Annotated in this window: 12 protein-coding genes; all 12 read left to right on the top strand. The window is 61.4% G+C overall.

What is annotated here, in order from left to right:
* Positions 1–14 precede the first annotated feature (14 nt).
* The 12 genes from tssC to ACJO3T_RS19050 all read left to right on the top strand — a co-directional run bounded on the left by tssC (position 15) and on the right by ACJO3T_RS19050 (position 17,284).
* Positions 15–1,553 carry a type VI secretion system contractile sheath large subunit gene (gene tssC, locus ACJO3T_RS18995; protein WP_406979492.1) on the top strand — a complete coding sequence of 513 codons (1,539 nt, stop codon included), beginning with the start codon at positions 15–17 and terminating at the stop codon, positions 1,551–1,553.
* Positions 1,554–1,648: 95 nt separating this feature from the next.
* Positions 1,649–2,473 carry a type VI secretion system accessory protein TagJ gene (locus ACJO3T_RS19000; RefSeq protein WP_406979494.1) on the top strand — a complete coding sequence of 275 codons (825 nt, stop codon included), beginning with the start codon at positions 1,649–1,651 and terminating at the stop codon, positions 2,471–2,473.
* Positions 2,470–2,919 carry a type VI secretion system baseplate subunit TssE gene (gene tssE / locus ACJO3T_RS19005; protein ID WP_406965394.1) on the top strand — a complete coding sequence of 150 codons (450 nt, stop codon included), beginning with the start codon at positions 2,470–2,472 and terminating at the stop codon, positions 2,917–2,919. Before ACJO3T_RS19000 ends, tssE begins: the two co-directional genes overlap by 4 nt.
* Positions 2,919–4,733, top strand: coding sequence for a type VI secretion system baseplate subunit TssF (gene tssF / locus ACJO3T_RS19010; RefSeq protein WP_406979495.1), 1,815 nt, complete (start codon positions 2,919–2,921; stop codon positions 4,731–4,733). The genes tssE and tssF overlap by 1 nt, the downstream gene beginning before the upstream one ends.
* Positions 4,730–5,698 carry a type VI secretion system baseplate subunit TssG gene (gene tssG, locus ACJO3T_RS19015; protein WP_406979496.1) on the top strand — a complete coding sequence of 323 codons (969 nt, stop codon included), beginning with the start codon at positions 4,730–4,732 and terminating at the stop codon, positions 5,696–5,698. The genes tssF and tssG overlap by 4 nt, the downstream gene beginning before the upstream one ends.
* 14 nt (positions 5,699–5,712) lie before the next feature.
* Positions 5,713–8,337 carry a type VI secretion system ATPase TssH gene (tssH, locus tag ACJO3T_RS19020; protein ID WP_406979542.1) on the top strand — a complete coding sequence of 875 codons (2,625 nt, stop codon included), beginning with the start codon at positions 5,713–5,715 and terminating at the stop codon, positions 8,335–8,337.
* A gap of 61 nt (positions 8,338–8,398) precedes the next feature.
* Positions 8,399–8,878, top strand: a complete 480-nt coding sequence (locus tag ACJO3T_RS19025; RefSeq protein WP_328189679.1) for an Hcp family type VI secretion system effector — start codon at positions 8,399–8,401, stop codon at positions 8,876–8,878.
* A gap of 77 nt (positions 8,879–8,955) precedes the next feature.
* Positions 8,956–10,758 carry a type VI secretion system Vgr family protein gene (locus ACJO3T_RS19030; RefSeq protein ID WP_406979497.1) on the top strand — a complete coding sequence of 601 codons (1,803 nt, stop codon included), beginning with the start codon at positions 8,956–8,958 and terminating at the stop codon, positions 10,756–10,758.
* A gap of 10 nt (positions 10,759–10,768) precedes the next feature.
* Positions 10,769–11,749 carry a hypothetical protein gene (locus tag ACJO3T_RS19035; protein ID WP_406979498.1) on the top strand — a complete coding sequence of 327 codons (981 nt, stop codon included), beginning with the start codon at positions 10,769–10,771 and terminating at the stop codon, positions 11,747–11,749.
* Positions 11,734–12,513 carry a hypothetical protein gene (locus ACJO3T_RS19040; protein ID WP_406979499.1) on the top strand — a complete coding sequence of 260 codons (780 nt, stop codon included), beginning with the start codon at positions 11,734–11,736 and terminating at the stop codon, positions 12,511–12,513. The genes ACJO3T_RS19035 and ACJO3T_RS19040 overlap by 16 nt, the downstream gene beginning before the upstream one ends.
* 15 nt (positions 12,514–12,528) lie before the next feature.
* Positions 12,529–16,515, top strand: a complete 3,987-nt coding sequence (locus ACJO3T_RS19045; protein ID WP_406979500.1) for an RHS repeat-associated core domain-containing protein — start codon at positions 12,529–12,531, stop codon at positions 16,513–16,515.
* 493 nt (positions 16,516–17,008) lie between these two features.
* Positions 17,009–17,284 (top strand): hypothetical protein, encoded by a 276-nt coding sequence (locus ACJO3T_RS19050; RefSeq protein WP_328189685.1) that lies wholly within the window; start codon positions 17,009–17,011, stop codon positions 17,282–17,284.
* Positions 17,285–17,430: the final 146 nt, after the last annotated feature.

Genomic DNA, 17,430 nt, shown 5'->3' on the forward strand with positions numbered 1-17,430 from the left:
AACGGGAATCAGGAATGAACGATAAGCAGGGATGCTTTATGGGCGCAGCGCTGAGCTTCGTTGACAAGGATTACCTTGACCGCCAGCCAACGGCAAAGGCCCCGGTCGTACCGGACCGGGGCTTCGCCGAGCGGCTGGTGGCCGAGGCCGACGATATGCAGGCGCTGTTGCTGCTGCTGGGCCGGACGGATCCGGAAAAGCAGTGGACACGCCCGGATATCACGGCACTGCTGGCCGGCATGCTGGTCAAGCTGGACCGGCTGCTCAACGACCAGATCAATGCGATCCTCCACCATCCGGACTTCCAGGCCCTGGAAGCCAACTGGCGTGGTCTGCAACTGCTGTCGGACCAGGTGGTGGAAAGCGACAGCGAGGGCCTGGTGAAGGTCCGTTTCCTGGACCTGAGCTGGAACCAGTTGCGCAAGGACCTGACCCGGTCCATCGAGTTCGACCACTCCCGCCTGTTTGCCAAGATCTACTCCGAGGAGTTCGGTAACCCGGGCGGTGAGCCCTTTGGCCTGTTGCTGGGGGCCTATACGGTCAGCCATCGCACCGAGGGTGGCCAGTCCAATATGGATACCCTCAAGGAGCTGGCGCGGGTGGGTGCGGCGGCGTTTGCGCCGGTGATCGTGAATGCGGACCCCAGTTTCTTTGGCGTCGACCAGTTTGCCGACCTCACCGCCGTCAGTGAGCTGGAGAGCCATTTCAGTCAGCCGGAACTGGTGAAGTGGCAGTCGCTGCGACAGGAAGAGGATTCCCGCTTCCTGGGGCTGGCCATGCCACGGATCATGTTGCGGGCACCCCACCTGGGACCGGGGCAGGGTGTCGAGGGTTTCCGGTTCCGGGAGTCCGGCAGCCAGACCGCCACGGATTACCTGTGGGGGCCGGCGTGTTTCGGATTTGGCACGGTGGCGATCCGCGCCTTCTGCGAATCCGGCTGGTTTGCCCAGATCCGCGGGTTCCGGGCGGGTCAGGTGGCCCATGGGGTGGTGGATAACCTGCCCTCCATCCAGACAAACACCAGAACCGGGGTGCTCTTTCCCAGTCGCCACGCCGTGGACTGGCAGATCACCGACAGGATGGAGCGGGCTCTGGCGGATGAAGGCTTCCTGCCTTTGTCGCCGTTGGCCAACACCGAGATGCTGGCGTTTCATTCGGTGCCTTCGGTGCAGCAACCGGCGACCTACGAAAAGCCATCGGCCGAAATGAGCGCGCGTCTGTCCGCCATGCTTCACTACACCCTCTGCGTCTCCCGCTTTGCCCACTACCTGAAGGTGATGGGGCGTGACCGGGTGGGCGGCTACCGCACGCCGGAGGACTGTGAGGAGCAACTGCGCAAATGGTTGCGGGGCTACACCATGGCCACCGAAGGTGCTTCGGACGAGATGCGCGCCCGCTTCCCGCTACGGGATGCCCATGTGTCGGTGAAGGCCCGGGCGGGCGACCCTGGCAAGTTCTACTCGGTCATTCGCCTGCAACCCCATTTCCAGATTGATCAACTGGTCACAGGTATGAAGCTGATCACCGAGTTAACGCCTGTTAATCGAATATAATGCGTTGGCTTGCTCCGGCAAGCCATGCAGCCAGGACGCTGGATGAAAGGACAACCTACTGGCCGGCAATCGGCCACGGAAGAAGGAAACCGAGAATGGAAGCGATCAGGGAACTGCTGTCTTCAGGCCAACTGGACGAGGCCATTACCCAAGCCCAGGACATACTCCGCAAGGATCCCTCAGCCACCGATGTGCGTGCCTGCCTGATCGAACTGCTGTGCCTGGACGGCCAGCTGGAGCGGGCGGACGACATGCTGATGTCCCTCGCCAAGCACCAGCCGGACTGGCTGGCTGGCGCTGCCAATCTGCGCCAGTTGATGCGGGCGCAGCATGCCCGCCTGGCCCTGGCTGACGGCAAACTCGCCGACGACGTGGTAGCCACCCCGGGTGAGCAGCTTGAAGCGCTGCTGGCGGTCAACCTGAACCTGACCGAAGGCAAGCCGGAAGCCGCGTCCGAGGCGGCCCGCAACCTGGAAGCCGGCCGCACCGACACCCGTTACCGGGTTGGTGACCAGGAAGGCGATTTCCGCGATTGCGACGACAGTCTTGCCGGCTTTTTCGAAGGCCTGGGCACCGACGGTCATTATTACCTGTGGTTGTGGAGCGATATCCAGGAAGTGGAGTTCCATGCCGCCACCTCACCGGTGGAACTGATCTGGCGACGTGCCAGCGTCACCCTGAAGGATGGCCGCCAGGGCGAGGTGTTCGTGCCGCTGACCTACCTGCGCAGCCAGACCGCGAACCAGAAACTGGGGCGTGAAACCGACTGGCAGGAGCACGATGGCGGGCTGGTCACCGGTCTTGGCCTGAAGACCTTCCTGCTGGGTGACGACGCCGTCACCCTGGAGAGCGTCCGTCTCCTGGCGTGTTGTGACGAACCGGCCACCAGTGAAACCGCGGACGCAGGGGCCAACGGATGAACACCAAACTCCAGATGAGCGTGCTCGACAGACTGGCGGAGGGGGACGACAGCCGTCCGACCCTCGCTCGTATCCGCCAGGCTGTCCGTCGCGATCTGGAGTGTCTGCTGAACGCCCGCCGGTCCTGGTTACCGCTGGATCAGGGAGGCAGGGAACTACAGACCTCGGTGCTGGGCTACGGCCTGCCGGACTTCACGGTCATGGACCTGAGTACGGAGGACGGTCGCCAGTGGCTCTGCGATGAGGTCCGCAACACCATCAACCGGTTTGAGCCCCGCCTGACCCGAGTCCAGGTCACCATGCGGGATGCGGAGGCCCCCCTGGACCGTCAGCTGAGGCTGCGTATTGATGCGGTACTGCTGGTGGATCCGGTGCCCGAACCGGTGGCGTTTGATTCGGAAGTCGAACCGGTCACCCTGGCGGTGACCCTTCAGGAGTGTGCCTGATGAGCGAAGAGCTTCTTCAGTATTACAACCGCGAGCTGGCCTACCTGCGACGTCAGGGTGCCGAGTTTGCCCGTGCCTACCCGAAGGTGGCAGGCCGGCTGCGGGTGAGTGATGAAGCCGTGGAAGACCCCCATGTATCCCGGTTGCTGGAAGGGGTGGCGTTCCTGACGGCGCAGATCCGTCAGCGCCTGGATGGCCACTTTCCGGAATTGACCGATATCCTGATGGGCAGCCTGTATCCCGATTACCAGGCGCCGATCCCGTCCATGACGGTATTGCAGTTGACGGCCTCCCGGGCCCAGACCCACTGCTCGCCATTGACTGAAGGCCAGGCCTTCGAGACTCGGGTGGAAAAGATGCCGGACTGCGAGTTCCGCGCCCCCGGTGACCACTACATCGCACCGGTGACCGTGGAGAGCGCCGATTTCCAGAACGCGCCGTTCGATGCGCCACGCCCGCCGGGCACCGAGGGCGCCCAGAGCGTGATCACCCTGCGACTGTCGGCGCCGACTCCGTTCAGCGAGATTGACCTGCCATGGCTGAGGTTCTTCCTCCACGGTCAGGCCCACCTGAGCAATGAACTTTACGATCTGATCCACCGTACCGGCCTGGGTGTGGCCATCGCGCCGGTGAGTGACCGACGCCAGTCGACGTTCCTGCCGGCCAACCGCATTCGTCCGGTGGGCTTCGATGAGAACGAGGCGCTGGTCCCCTACAGCAAGCGCAGTATGGCGGGTTACCGTCTGCTGACGGAGTTCTTCCTGTTCCCGGAGAAGTTCCTGTTCACCCAGCTTGATGACATGATCGGCTGCTGGCCGGAGGCGAAGGAAATTGACATCACCTTCTACCTGTCGGAAACCTCCTCCGAGCTGGAAAAGAGTTTCCAGTCGGATCATATGCGGCTGTGGTGCGTGCCGGTGGTCAACCTGTTCGAGGAAACCCTGGAACCCTCGCCGCTGGATGATACCCGCCACGAGCATCGCCTGGTGTCCCGTTACCGCAAGGCGGACGCCTTTGAGGTGGTCAATGTGGACTCCGTGTCCCTGGTGAACAGCGGCAAGATCCGGGAGATGGCTCCCTATTACGGATTGGGACACCCCCGCTGGCAGACCGACCTGGACCTGTTCTGGCACCTTCAGCGGCGGCCGGCGGACTGGGTGGGCGGTCAGATGGAACCGGGCACGGAAACCGTCCTGAGCCTGGTGGACAACCGCTACGAAAATCGCGACCTGGATGCCATCCCCGACGACGAGGCACTGGTCATCAAGGCCCAGTGCTGCAACCGCAACGTGCCGGACCGACTGCCGTTCGGCGGTGGTGATCCCACCTTCAAGACGGTCTCCGAACCGTTGATCGACAGGGCAGTGGCACTGCTGGCGCCCACCTCTACGGTGCGCCCGGAACTGTCCGGCGCGAGCCGGTGGCAGTTTATCCGCCACCTGAACCTGGAATATTTCACCGGCGATGACGCCCGTGAGCGCCTCAAGGCGGTGCTGCAGCTGTACGACTTCCGCCAGACACCGGAATCCCGGGCCATGGTGGAAGGTATCGAAAAGGTCGAGGTACGCCGGGTCGCTGCCCGGGTAGGCAAGGGCGTTCGTAGTGGCCTGACCCAGGGCACCGAGTTTCGGATCACCTTTTCCCGGCCCCGGTATGCCGGCACCAGCATCTACCTGTTTTCGGCGGTACTGGACCGTTTCCTGGCCCAGTTTGCCCAGCTAAACAGTTTCACCCGGCTGCGGATCCGCCTCAGTGGCCACAGCCGTGACTATCACGCCTGGCCGGCCCGGGCGGGGGAGCGGGAGCTGGTATGAAGCAGCCACTGGGCACCTTCTTCCGCGAAGTCTGGCGTACGGAACGCCAGTTGCCGGGCGAGAAGGCCGGCTACCACCGCATTGGCCACGACGGCTGGCCGGAGCGGGAGCTGGTGCATTTCCGGTCGAGCCAGCATATGGGATTCTCGGGCCAGGACGTGGTGGAGCGCAAGGTGAACCGGCTCGACAACGGCCTGCAGCAGGCGGAACTGACGGTGGACACCATGGGGCTCACGGGCGCCCGCGGTGCCCTGCCGGCCCACTACTCGGAAATGGTGCTGGCACAGCTGAAACAGAAATCACCGGCGATGCGGGACTTCTTCGACCTGTTCAATCACCGGCTACTGTCGCTGTACTACCGAAGCTGGGAAAAGACCCAGCCGGCGGTCCATCAGGAACGCAAGGGCGAGGACGATTTCACCCGAATCCTCAAGTCGCTGACCGGCAGCGAACAGCAGTGGGAGATCTGGTACGGCGGTGCCATGTCCCGGGGCGCCCGTTCTGCTGCCACCCTGAAAGCGGTGCTGTCGGATGTTACCGGCATGCCGGTGGCGGTTCGTACCCTGCAGGGTGGCTGGGTACGGGTAGCCCCGGAAGACCAGAGCAGGCTGCCGACCCGTCGGGATCCGGAAGGTCAGTACGCCCGGCTGGGAGACGCCATGCTGGGCAGCCGGGCCTGGATGGCGGACCGGGGCGCCGACGTGGTGTTCTACCCCCGTAATCGCCAGCAGGTAAAGGATGTTCTGCCCAAGGGGCGCTGTAGCGCCGCCATCGCCCGAATGGCCCACCGCCTGGTGGGGGGGCAGACCCGGGTCCGCTACCTGCTGGCGGCCAAGGCCCGGGACCTGACCGGTGCGCGCCTCGGCCAGCAGGGCCGACTCGGCGCCGACAGTTTTATAGCCGCTGGGCCGACCTCTGACCGGCAGGTGGAAGTCAGCTTCAAGCCAAGCCAAGGAAAGGAATAAGAGCGATGTCCTCAATGACGCTGAAGTCACTGGTAGAGAAAATGAACGACAGCACCCGTCAGGCCCTGGAAGGCGCTGTCGGGCAATGTTTCCAGCGGACCCACCACACCGTGGAGACCGAACACCTGCTGAAGGCCCTGTTGCAGTCCCGGGATGAAGACCTGGTGCTGGTGCTGGACCATTTCGGCCTCAGCCTGGAACGGCTGGAAGACCAGCTGAATGAAGGCCTGGAGAGCTTCCGCACCGGCAGTGGCGCCACCCCGAGCCTGTCCCCACGGCTGGTGGACCTGCTGCGCCAGTGCTGGCTGGACACGTCCATCGAGTTCGGTGAGCCCGCCATGCGCGGAGCCACCCTGCTGTACACATTGCTCAACGATACCGCCATGGCCGCGCTGGCCACTCGCCATGCCCGGGAGCTGGAGCGCCTGGACCCACAGCAACTGCTGTCCAGTTGGGCCCAGTTGCGGGAAAAGCTGGGTGGCAGCGAAGCGAGCGAGCCCCGCCGTCCGGCCTGCAAGGGCAAGGAAGAACACCTGTCCCAGTTCACCATCGACCTGACCGGCCAGGCCCGGGAAGGCAAGTTGGACCCGGTGCTGGGGCGTGACGACGAAATCCGTCAGATGATCGACATCCTCACCCGCCGTCGCCAGAACAACCCGATCCTCACCGGTGAGGCCGGCGTTGGCAAGACCGCCGTGGTGGAAGGCCTGGCGCAACGCATTGCTGACGGCTCCGTACCCGAGGCCCTGAAAAAGGCCCGGCTGCTGACCCTGGATCTGGCGCTGCTGCAGGCAGGCGCTGGCGTGAAAGGGGAGTTCGAGAATCGTCTCAAGGGCGTGATTGAGGAAGTGAAGAATTCCGTCGACCCGGTGATCCTGTTTATCGACGAAGCCCACAACATGGTGGGCGCCGGCGGCCAGGCAGGCCAAAACGACGCTGCCAACCTGCTCAAGCCGGCCCTGGCCCGGGGCGAGCTGCGCACCATCGCCGCCACCACCTGGGCCGAGTACAAGAAGTTCTTCGAGAAGGACGCCGCCCTGACCCGCCGCTTCCAGGTGGTGAAGGTGGACGAGCCCTCCGAGGACATCGCCATCCAGATCCTGCGAGGGCTGGCGCCCACCCTGGAGAAGCACCACGGTGTCATCATCACCGACGAGGCCGTGGGCACGGCGGTGCGCCTGTCCATGCGCTTCCTGGCCGGTCGGCAACTGCCTGACAAGGCTGTGGCCCTGCTGGATACCTGTTGTGCCCGGGTGGCCATGAGCCAGGCCAGCATGCCTACCCTGCTGGAGAAGGCCCGTGCCGAACTGGCGGCCCTGGAGCTGGAGGACGAAATCCTCGCCCGGGAAAGCCGCACTGGTGCCGACCACAGTCGCCGCCTGGAAGAACTGGCCTCAAGCCGTCAGCAGGCGGAGGAACAGGTCGAACGCCTGGAGAAGATCTGGCAGACCGAACAGACCCTGGTGGCGTCGGCCTCTGAACTGGGCGAGAAGCTCAGCGAGGAAGCCGACGAAGAACTGCGTTCCGAGCTGAACGAACTGCGGGACCAACTCGCCGAGCGGGAGCAGCCCATGGTGCACTGGCAGGTGGACAGCCAACTGGTGTCGGAAGTGCTGTCCGACTGGACGGGTATCCCCATGGGCCGCATGCAGGCCGACGAAGTGGCCGGCATCCTGACTCTGGACCAGAACCTGAAAACCCGGGTGAAAGGCCAGGACCATGCCCTGGACGACATTGCCGAGACCATTCGCGTGGCCCGTGCCGACCTGGCGGATGAGAAGAAGCCCCTGGGCGTATTTCTGCTGGTGGGCCCCAGCGGCGTGGGCAAGACCGAAACCGCGCTGGCCCTGGCCGAGCAGGTCTATGGCAGCGAGTCCAACCTCACCGTGATCAACATGTCCGAGTTCAAGGAGGAGCACAAGGTCTCGCAACTGGTGGGCTCCCCTCCCGGTTATGTCGGCTACGGTGAGGGCGGTGTGCTCACCGAAGCCGTGCGCCGCAAGCCCTACAGCGTGATCCTGCTGGACGAGATGGAAAAGGCCCATCCGGGCGTGCAGGACATCTTCTACCAGGTGTTCGATAAGGGCTCCCTGCGGGACGGTGAGGGCCAGGACGTGGACTTCCGCAACACCGTGATCCTGATGACCTCCAACGCCGGGTCCGAGCAGATCGCCGACCTGTACGCGGATGAAATGACCGCGCCGGAAGACCCGAAGACCCTGAAAGTGGCCATCTGGGACCAGTTGCTGGAGATCTTCAAGCCGGCCTTCCTGGGGCGCACCAGCGTGCTGCCCTACCGGCCCCTGGGACGCGAACAGCTGGCGGAGATCACCCGTCTGCAACTGGAACGCATCAACCAGCGCCTGCTGCGTCATCACGACGTTGCGCTTGGCTACGACGATGGCGTGGTGGACGCTGTGGTGGAACGTTGCACCGAGGCCAGTTCCGGCGCCCGTAATATCCAGCAGATCCTGCACCGGGATGTGCTGCCTGCGGCCTCCAGGAAAATCCTGGAATGCCTGGCGGATGAAACCCCGATTTCGGCGGTGGACATCACTGTGAACGACGGCGATCTGGATGTGGTCGTCAGTACACAGGCGGTGCCCGAACGCCAGACCGAATCCATGGACGGCGCTTGAGCGGCGGCCAGGATGACCATGTCCTTGTTACAGGACGTACAAAAAACCTAAGGAGATACACATGCAAGCTAATACCTATCTGGACTATGAAGGCATTTCTGGTGAAGCGACTGCTAACCAGTACAAAGACATGATCACCGTGCTTTCCATGGACTTTAACGTTCATCGGGAAATCACTGCCTACACCGGTACCGCGATGGACCGCGAAGCCTCTGCAACCCGCCTGGGCGATATCACTATCACCAAGCTGCAGGACAACGCGTCTCCTGACCTGTTCCGTGAAGCCACCATCGGCAAGGGCCGTAAGGCCACTTTCTTCATCACCAAGCAGGGCGATGAAATCGAAGAAATCATGAAGATCGAACTGACCGACGCCATGATTTCCAACTACAGCCTGTCTGTACAGGGTGATCGCCCGACCGAGTGCATCACCATTTCCTACACCGAGCTGACCATGACGGCCAGCCCGAGCAACGACAAGAACGACATCACTCAGCCGAAGGTTTACGGCTACAGCGGTGTCAAGGGTCAGAAGCTCTAAAACAGGGTTCTCTGTCTCCGGGAGGGCACCTGCGGGTGCCCTCTTCCCCCGATTCATTCAGGATGGCGTGGACGTTCATGAGCAAGGAAACTCAGCATCATTTTCTCAAGATTCACAGCTCGCTGGGCGAGGATGAGCTGATCCTCGAAAGACTCACGGTCAGCGAGGGTATGTCACGGCTGTTCCAGATCGAGGTTGGCTTCACCGCCAATCAGCGGATCAGGGATATGAAACAGCATATTGGTGAGGAAGTTGTCATCAGTCTCGCCATGACCGACAAACTGGGATCCAGGGAACGTTATTTCCACGGCCACTTCCTCCATATCAGCGAGCTGGGCAAGCCCATGCACAACAAGGACGGGCAGCGTTATTCCGCGGTCATCGTCCCCCGTGCCTGGTCCGCCTCCAGCCGCACCAATTGCCGTATTTTCCAGGACAAGACCGCCCTGGACATCGTGGAAACCCTGCTGGGTGAGCACGGTGTGGACCACCGCAAGGTGCTCAACGGCGCGCTCTATACGCACCGTTACTATGTGCAGTACAACGAGAGCGACTGGGAGTTTATCTGCCGGGTGTTGGCCAACGAGGGCCTGACCTTTTTCTTCGAGCACACCGACAGCGCCCACACCATGGTGATTACCGACAGCGACACGGCTTTCCAGCCGGCGCTGGAAAACCAGGTGGTGTTTACCTCCCGCAACATCGGGTCGGCCCGTATTTCCCACTGGGAGAAGGGCTACCGTGCCATGTCCGACCACATGATCGAACGCGGTTTCGACTTTACCCGCCCCACGGACCCCGTCCATGTGGAATCCGGCGAAAAGGTGCCGGGTGACCTGTTCGGCCAGCGGGAACTGTTTGCCTACCATGGCGAAGACCGCCCCCTGAAAGACAAGGCCAACCTGACCAAGAAGCACCTTCAGGCCCTGGCCATGGAAGCGGAAACCCTGGAGGCCATCTCCACCTATCGGTCTTTTGGCGCTGGCCTGACCTTTAGCTTCCAGTCCCACGAGGACGGCCCCCAGGACCCCAACGAGTTCCTGATCACCGATATCCTCATCCAGGCGGAAGTGCCCCTGAACGCGGACAACCAGCCGTCCATGGGCACCATCGCCTACCACAACGAATTCCTGTGCCGGCCCGCGAACCAGCCCTACGTGCCGGCCCGCATCCCCAAACCCGTCATGCCGGGCCTGCAGACCGCCACCGTCACCTGTGCGGCCGGTGAGGAAATCCACGTGGACCAGTACGGCCGGGTCAAGGTGCAGTTCCACTGGGACCGGGAAGGCCAACTCGACCAGAAGAGCTCCTGCTGGATCCGCGTGGCCCAGAGCTGGGCGGGCGAGCGCTGGGGTGCCCAGTTTATCCCCCGGGTGGGCCAGGAAGTGCTGGTGGAGTTCGTCAACGGCGACCCGGACCAGCCCCTGATTACCGGCTCCGTCTACAACGGCAAGAACCAGATGCCCTATGACCCGGAGTCGCAGAAGAACATCTCCGGCATCAAGTCCCGTTCCACCACCAAGGGCAGCGGGGCCAACTACAACGAGATCAGCTTTGACGACACCCTGGGCAGCGAGTGGCTGCGGGTCCATGCCGAGAAGGATCACGAACTGACGGTAGAGAACAACCAGACCGACGATGTGGGCGTGGACCGGACCACGACCATTGGCAACGATGATACCGAGACCGTCGGCAACAACCAGACTGTCAACGTCGGCAAGAACCACGTACTGGAAGCGGGCGACAGCATCACGATAAAGACCGGTGCAGCGTCCATCACCATGTACAGCTCCGGTTTGATCAACATCGAAGGCAGCGCCATTAATGTTAAAGGCTCCTCGGCCATCAACCTCAAAGCGCCGAAAATCAACCTGAACTGATGGCTGTCGCATGATGCAACAGACACTCGACGAACTGATCGCCACCCGTCGCGCCCTGCTGGCCAGCGACGATGCCTCCCTGGAACAGCTCCGCCAGGTGGACCGTCGCCTGTTGACCCGGGCCGAGCGGGGTGACGCCGCATCGCCGTTGCCGGAAAACCTGACGGAGGGAAGCCTGCTGCCCCTGGCCTCCCTGCCGGTGGACGAAGCCACGCTCTGGCTGGAGGTGGCGGTGTCGATCGGCGGCGTCCGGGTTCGGCCGGCACTGGACGCCCTGGCGAAAGAACCCGGCGGTGAATCATTGAGTTGGTGGCTGGCGGCCAACTATCCGGGCCTGTCAGTCACCCGTGAATTCCCGGAGGCACCCGAGTTACAGGTGCTGGCGGCGCGGGCCTACTGGCGCAGGGGGCAGAACGACAAGCTGCCCCAGCCCTGGAGGGAATGGGCAGCGGTGGTGGATGGCCACAAGGAGCTGTCCAGGTCACTGGTGGCAACCCTGTGGGACATATTGCCCGCCGATGCCCGGGGCGAAGGTTTCGCCAGTTGGAAGGACTGGTTCTACCCGCTGATGGTCGGCGCCCACAACGACTGGCAGCTGTGGATGGTGAACTGGCTGCTGGCGGAGGTGGACACCACAACCACTGTCGAGGCCATGGGTGTCAGTTGTGCCCGGCGCTTCCTGTCCTGGCTGGAGGCCATTGGTGCCGGTACCGGCCTGGATGGTAACGAGGACGTGGCCGATGCCGCCGAACGGGAACTGCGCTGGCTTATGGGAGACCGTCGCGGTCGTCAGCAGGAGCCATCCCCCTTCGGCTACCAGTGCTGGGGCGAGATCCTCAGGGATGGCCACGGCCTGAAACCCGCCAGTTGGCAGAAACGGTTCACGGCCCTGCCCATGGGCTTTCGAGAGCGCTGCTGGTACTGGAGTGGCCAGCAGATTAACGGGTCCCCCTGGTCGTTGTTCGGAGGCCAGTGGTGCGTTGGCGACTGACCCGGGCTGAAGGCGTCCTCGCGGGGGCCTCCCTGGATGATATCCTGGACAACGGCGGTGTACTGGCAGGCGTTCCGGAGGCCGTACCGCAAAAGGATGACCAGGCCGGGGAGCAGGCCTGCCTGGAACAGTCGTTCCGCGATTACCTGGGCGGCGATCGCCCCACCTGGGTTGTCCTTCCGGACCGGGAAAGAAGCGAGCGGCATCTCTGGCAGGACCTGGCCGCTGGCCAGGTGGAAGTGGGTTTCGGGCGTTCCGGTGTCACCCTGGCCCTGAGCCAGATCAACCGCCTGCAGGCACCGGCCACCCTGGTGGCGCTGGACCGGATGCCCGGCCCGCAACCGCAGACCGTGGTGGAGAGCCGGTTGCAGGTGGACCTGGAACCGTCGCAGGCGGGCCTGGGCCTGATGCTCAACCTGGTGGACGGCCGGCTGGATGGCGACACTGACCTCACCTCCCTGCTGGACCAGGCCCGGGCGGTGGTATCGGACCCGGAAGTGATCTTCCTGCCGGGCACCGGCAGCGACGGCAGCCTCGACCGGCTGTTGCCCAGCCTGTCCGCCATGGGCAACTGGGTGGGCCGGGACGTGCGCTGGGAGTTCGCCGAGGCCCGTATCGGGCCGCTGGGCACGGTTGGCAGCCTGTTTAACTGGTACTGGATGCACGAGGGGTACCGGCTGGGGGACTGGCAGGCACCCACCGTGATTCTGGATATGGATACGAGCCCGCTGGTGGGGTTATCGGTGGTTGTTTACAACGCATAGGGAAACAGGGAAAGCATGGAGAAGTTCACCGCGATCGATGGAACGATGTACGCCATTGGTGCCGCCGACGCCGATACTGGTGCAGGTACCGGTACCCGTATCGAAAAGACTTCCGCCCAGGACTATGCCGCGTGGCTGAACCGTGCATTCAATCGGTACTTCGACGACTATCGGCAGCGTTGGGCCAGATTGGGTGGCAGACCTACCGGGCAGATGGCGCGCAACGCCTCGGCCAGCCATTATTACATTCGCCTGGGGCAGCGACTTGAGTCGGGCGAACTGCTTGCCTACCAATTGCCATCGGAAGCCCCGGTAACCATGCCGTCCAGCGAGGGTGCACAGGGCCCGTCCGAAACCCGAACTCAGGAGCCCAAGGTGGCTTCCGCCCCCGACAGTGGCGGCGCGTCTGAATCTGCTGGCATCAGCGATACCGCCGTTGGAAATGACGATGAGTATGATGAGCGAGTCGGTGATCCGGTAGCACCCGCCACAGGCGAGGAGGTGCTGATCCTGGAAGACTTCACAGTCCCCGCCCCGATGCCCCTCTCCTGGCAACGCCGCTACCGCTCCGGCAACTGCGATCGTGATCTGGGCTTCGGCGCAGGCTGGAGTGTCGACTGCCTGCGTTATATCTGGATGGAGGAAGACGGCATTCGCGTCCTTGACCATCAGGGCCGCGTTGTCTTGTTCGATGCACTATCACCAGGGGAAATCAGCGTCCAGGTCAGCGCCGGCATGCGCCTGGAGTGCAAGCGGGATAGCCGCATGGTGCTCACCGAGAAGGATGGTACCGCCTGGCGATTCGCCACCACCGACAACCATCTCTGGCACCCCGTCTCCGTCCAGGACCTGAGCGGCCAGCAGTGGCGCTTCCAGTACGATCGGGAGCACCGCCTGTTCCGCATTGAAGTGGCACCGGAACGATACCTTCAACTGGTCTGGAAACGGACGACGCCCCAGTCCCGGGAGCGGCTGGTTCAGGTGTTGCTCTGTCAGGATGATCAGCGCTCTGAACTTGCCCGATATGACTACAGCGAAGAGGGCGACCTGGTCGCCAGCGCCAGTCATCATGGCCGGGAGACCTATCAGTATCAGGGCCATTTGCTCACGCGCCGTGAGTTGCCAACGGGCTATGGCATCAACTTTCAATGGCAGGGCCATGGGCCTGCCGCCAGATGTCTCCACAGCTGGGGTGACGATGGCCACCACGAATTCCACTTCGACTACCAGCCGGACCACTACCAGACGAAGGTCACCGACGCCTTTGGCAACACCCAGGTCTTCCACTACGACGACCAGGGTCGTATCACCGCTCGCCAGGAGCCGGATGGCGCCACCTACCAATGGGCCTATGACGACGAAAGTGGCCTGTTGGTGGTCTACCGTTTGCCGGATGGTCGCACGACACAGTACGGCTATGATGCCTGGGGCCGCAAGGTCATCGAACAACAGCCGGATGGTCGCCAGCACCGCTGGCACTACAACGCCATGGGCTTCTGTACCGCCGAGCAGACTCCGGATGGCCTGACCACCCGCCGCCAGTTCGACAGTGTCGGACGCCTGCTCAGCGAGGAACGTGCGGATGGCAGCCAGTGGCGCTACCAGTACGATGCCAATGGCTGGATGACGCAGGCCACCAGCGACACCGGCGAAGTCCGCCGAATCGGGTACAGCCCCAACGGTGACGTGCTGGCCGACGAGCGACAGGGCAACCTCCATCGTTTCGCGTTCGATCCCCAGGGCCGCGTAGCGGGTTATCTGCAACAGGATCTGGTCACCGAATACGACTACGAGGGAGCCAAGCTCCTTGCCGTCCACCAGTATCCGGAACAGGCCCCGGACCAGAGACGCAGCCGACAGTTTGGCTATAACGACTCCGGCCTGCTGACCACCTACACCAACGCGGTGGGCGACACCCACCACTACGACTACGGCCAACTGGCCCGGCCCATCGCCTATCGCCGCCCGGACGGCCATAGCGTCCATTACGACTATGACCTGGAAGAACGCCTGACCCGCGTCACCCGGGCCGATGGCAACCAGTGGCAACTGGGCTGGAACGCCCGGGGCAAGGTGGACCGCTGCCAGGCACCGGACGGGCGAGATATCCACTTCCACTACAACGCCGCCGGCGAAATCATCCGCCGGGAGCATCCGGGCGTCTGGGTACAGACCGTGGGACGGGATGAAGGCGGCCGCGTCATCACCCAGACCAGCCAGGGCAGGGACCGGGCCCCGGTCACCCGCCACTACCAGTACGACAAATTCGGTCGCCGCAGCCACGCCAGTTGCGCCGACCGCAAGGTCCGCTGGACCTGGAACAACCGTGGCCAGGTCACCGAACACCACCAGGACCGGCACACCGTCGGCTATTCCTACACCAACAACGGTCTGCTGGAAACCATGACCCTGCCGGACGGCACCGAAGTCCGCTATCGCTACGATAAGCACGGCCATTGGACCCACCTGGACCTCAACGGCCAGCCCGCCATCCGCCGTACCCTCGATAACCAGGGCCGGGAAACCGAACGCCAGGCCGGTAACAACAAACAAACCCAGATCCACGACCGCTACGGCTGCCTGATCAAGCGGCGCTGGCAGGGCAAGACCCCGGCGACCCGACGTTACCGCTGGGACGCCGAATCCCGACTGGAAGCGGCCATCGACAGCCTCACCGGCGACACCTATTACGAGCGCGATCCACAGGGCCAGCTCATCCGGGAGAATGACACCACCTACCACTACGACCTGGGCGGCAACCGAATCCCCGACGGCGGCAAGATCGAGAATGACCGGCTGATTGAAACCGCCGATGACAAGCGCGAATACGACACCCTGGGCGCGGAAATCCGTGTCATCGGCAAAACCACCGAAAGCAGGAAGTTCGACGCCGAAGGCCAGCTCATTGAAGTCAGAAAGCCGGGCATTCACGTCACCTACGGCTACGACGCCCTGGGCAGACGGGCCTGGCGCAAGAGCGAAGCGGGCACCACTACCTACCTGTGGCACAACGATGTTTTGATGGGGGAGCAGAACCCGGAAGGGCAGTGGCAGTGGTACATTCGGGATCCGAAAACTGACGAGCCCCTGCTCACCCTGATCGACGGCCAGCCCCACTACTATGAACTGGACTGGCGGATGATGCCGGTTCGCTTGTGGGACAAGGATGGTGAACTCGTCTGGCAGGCGAATTCTGATGCATGGGGGTATTGTCAGCCGGAGATGCCGAAAGGCTATGCTCATCAGCCGATTCGATTGCCGGGGCAGTTTGAAGATGAATTGACCGGGATCGTTCAGAATAGGTTTCGGGAGTACGATCCATTATTACTGAGATACATCACAGTTGACCCTATCGGAATCATGGGGGGGCTGAACGGATATAGGTACACTTTGAACCCCATTGATTACGTTGACCCTCTTGGGTTAACGCAGGAGGTTGCTGTATCTGAAGCCAACGCAGAACGGGGAGAGTTGGCTGCGATTACTGATGAAACTCCGGCGATGACTGAAGTTGATTCGGGAAGACGGTCTAAGGAGTTGGCTGTACATGAAGGAGACTGGACTGAGAACTGGTTTAGTAAGGGAAATCACATTTATAGTAGGACCTCGCCGGCTATCTGTGACGTTGTGGTAGATGAATGTAGTTATCAATCTGCTGTTCAGGCCTTGAATGCCAGAGGGGTTCATCCTAATCAGGCTGAAGCGTTTGTGCCCGGTGAGGAATATATTGCTGATGTTGATATTCCGGGTCCTTTTGGAGAGGATCATGTAAGAACTACCGCATTATACAATGATGAAGGAACGCAAACCGGAATTCGGAATGAGACCATGGAAGATCATGCTTTACATCCTGGCATTGTTGAGAGGACCATAATTATGGAGGATGGTTCATATAAAATTCGTACTGAGGGTGGTGGTTATGGGTATATGGGAGGCCCTAACGTTTGGTTGGATGATATGGTCTGGGGGCCAGTTGATGAGGAAGTCATAAATGGGTTTTAAGGGTGTCTGGTAATATTATGGAGGCAATCTTCACTTTTTCAGGGTATGCCATTAAGTTTATGGGGTATTGGTTGTCAGTGCTTTTGATAGCGCTACTTCCTCTATACGTTTTTGGCTTCCTATATTGGCGGGGTAAGGTCAAAGTTTCTGGTTCTAAGGTGGGCCTTTTTTTGTTTATTGTTTCTATATTGCTATCTATTTTCTTGGTCTTTGTATTTTCTGTGACGACTATTGTTTTGGGCGGGTGGGGTTGATTGGTTTGTAATGGCTATTTCTAGGTCGGGTAATGGCCGGTCTCTTAGTCTGGTCCTCTTGATAACGAAAATGGGAGTATTGATGCGCGGCGGTCTCCAGCTTCAAGTGAAGCGCCCGGATTAATGAGCATCTGATCGAACATCCTTGGGACTCCAAGAGAAATCATGACTAATGATTGTGGTTTGATAAGGATATCTATTTGAGCCTATTTTTTACGAACAGGAATTTTGTGGTTGTCATGCACATATTGAAGATCTTCTCATTGACGATATTTTTATTGTTGGGCTCTGAAGTGATTCGGCCGGGTATGATGCTAATCCCAGAAAATGGAAGGCTTGAGGCCATTTTCGATCTGGAGTTGGCTTCATCTCTGGTGAGATGGGGTTCGATCGCCTATTTAGGATTTGAGCTTCTGAGGCTTTTCTCGGGTAAGGCGGTATTGGATGGTTTATCTGCTCTGATTTTCATCTTCTTGTCAGCTTACTTTGTGCGTAACTTTTTCATTATGTGGTAATCCTTGATTCTATGGAGCTGGGGTCAGGGAGTTGGCTCTGGATTAGCGCATGGTTTTAAATACAGACATGGCCTGATGTGAACGAACAGGCGTTGAGGTGCTCTGTTCGGATGACGGTCAACCGATACACTGGCAAACTGGCGCAT

Source organism: Marinobacter shunpengi, assembly GCF_045449715.1.
In the GTDB taxonomy this organism is placed as follows: domain Bacteria; phylum Pseudomonadota; class Gammaproteobacteria; order Pseudomonadales; family Oleiphilaceae; genus Marinobacter.

Bases quoted from the DNA above. Each gene is read 5' to 3' on its own strand.
- ACJO3T_RS19045 (WP_406979500.1), top strand. From the start codon at position 12,529: ATGGAGAAGTTCACCGCGATCGATGGAACGATGTACGCCATTGGTGCC.
- tssH (WP_406979542.1), top strand. From the start codon at position 5,713: ATGACGCTGAAGTCACTGGTAGAGAAAATGAACGACAGCACCCGTCAG.
- ACJO3T_RS19030 (WP_406979497.1), top strand. From the start codon at position 8,956: ATGAGCAAGGAAACTCAGCATCATTTTCTCAAGATTCACAGCTCGCTG.
- tssG (WP_406979496.1), top strand. From the start codon at position 4,730: ATGAAGCAGCCACTGGGCACCTTCTTCCGCGAAGTCTGGCGTACGGAA.
- tssF (WP_406979495.1), top strand. From the start codon at position 2,919: ATGAGCGAAGAGCTTCTTCAGTATTACAACCGCGAGCTGGCCTACCTG.
- tssE (WP_406965394.1), top strand. From the start codon at position 2,470: ATGAACACCAAACTCCAGATGAGCGTGCTCGACAGACTGGCGGAGGGG.
- tssC (WP_406979492.1), top strand. From the start codon at position 15: ATGAACGATAAGCAGGGATGCTTTATGGGCGCAGCGCTGAGCTTCGTT.
- ACJO3T_RS19050 (WP_328189685.1), top strand. From the start codon at position 17,009: ATGCACATATTGAAGATCTTCTCATTGACGATATTTTTATTGTTGGGC.
- ACJO3T_RS19000 (WP_406979494.1), top strand. From the start codon at position 1,649: ATGGAAGCGATCAGGGAACTGCTGTCTTCAGGCCAACTGGACGAGGCC.
- ACJO3T_RS19035 (WP_406979498.1), top strand. From the start codon at position 10,769: ATGATGCAACAGACACTCGACGAACTGATCGCCACCCGTCGCGCCCTG.
- ACJO3T_RS19025 (WP_328189679.1), top strand. From the start codon at position 8,399: ATGCAAGCTAATACCTATCTGGACTATGAAGGCATTTCTGGTGAAGCG.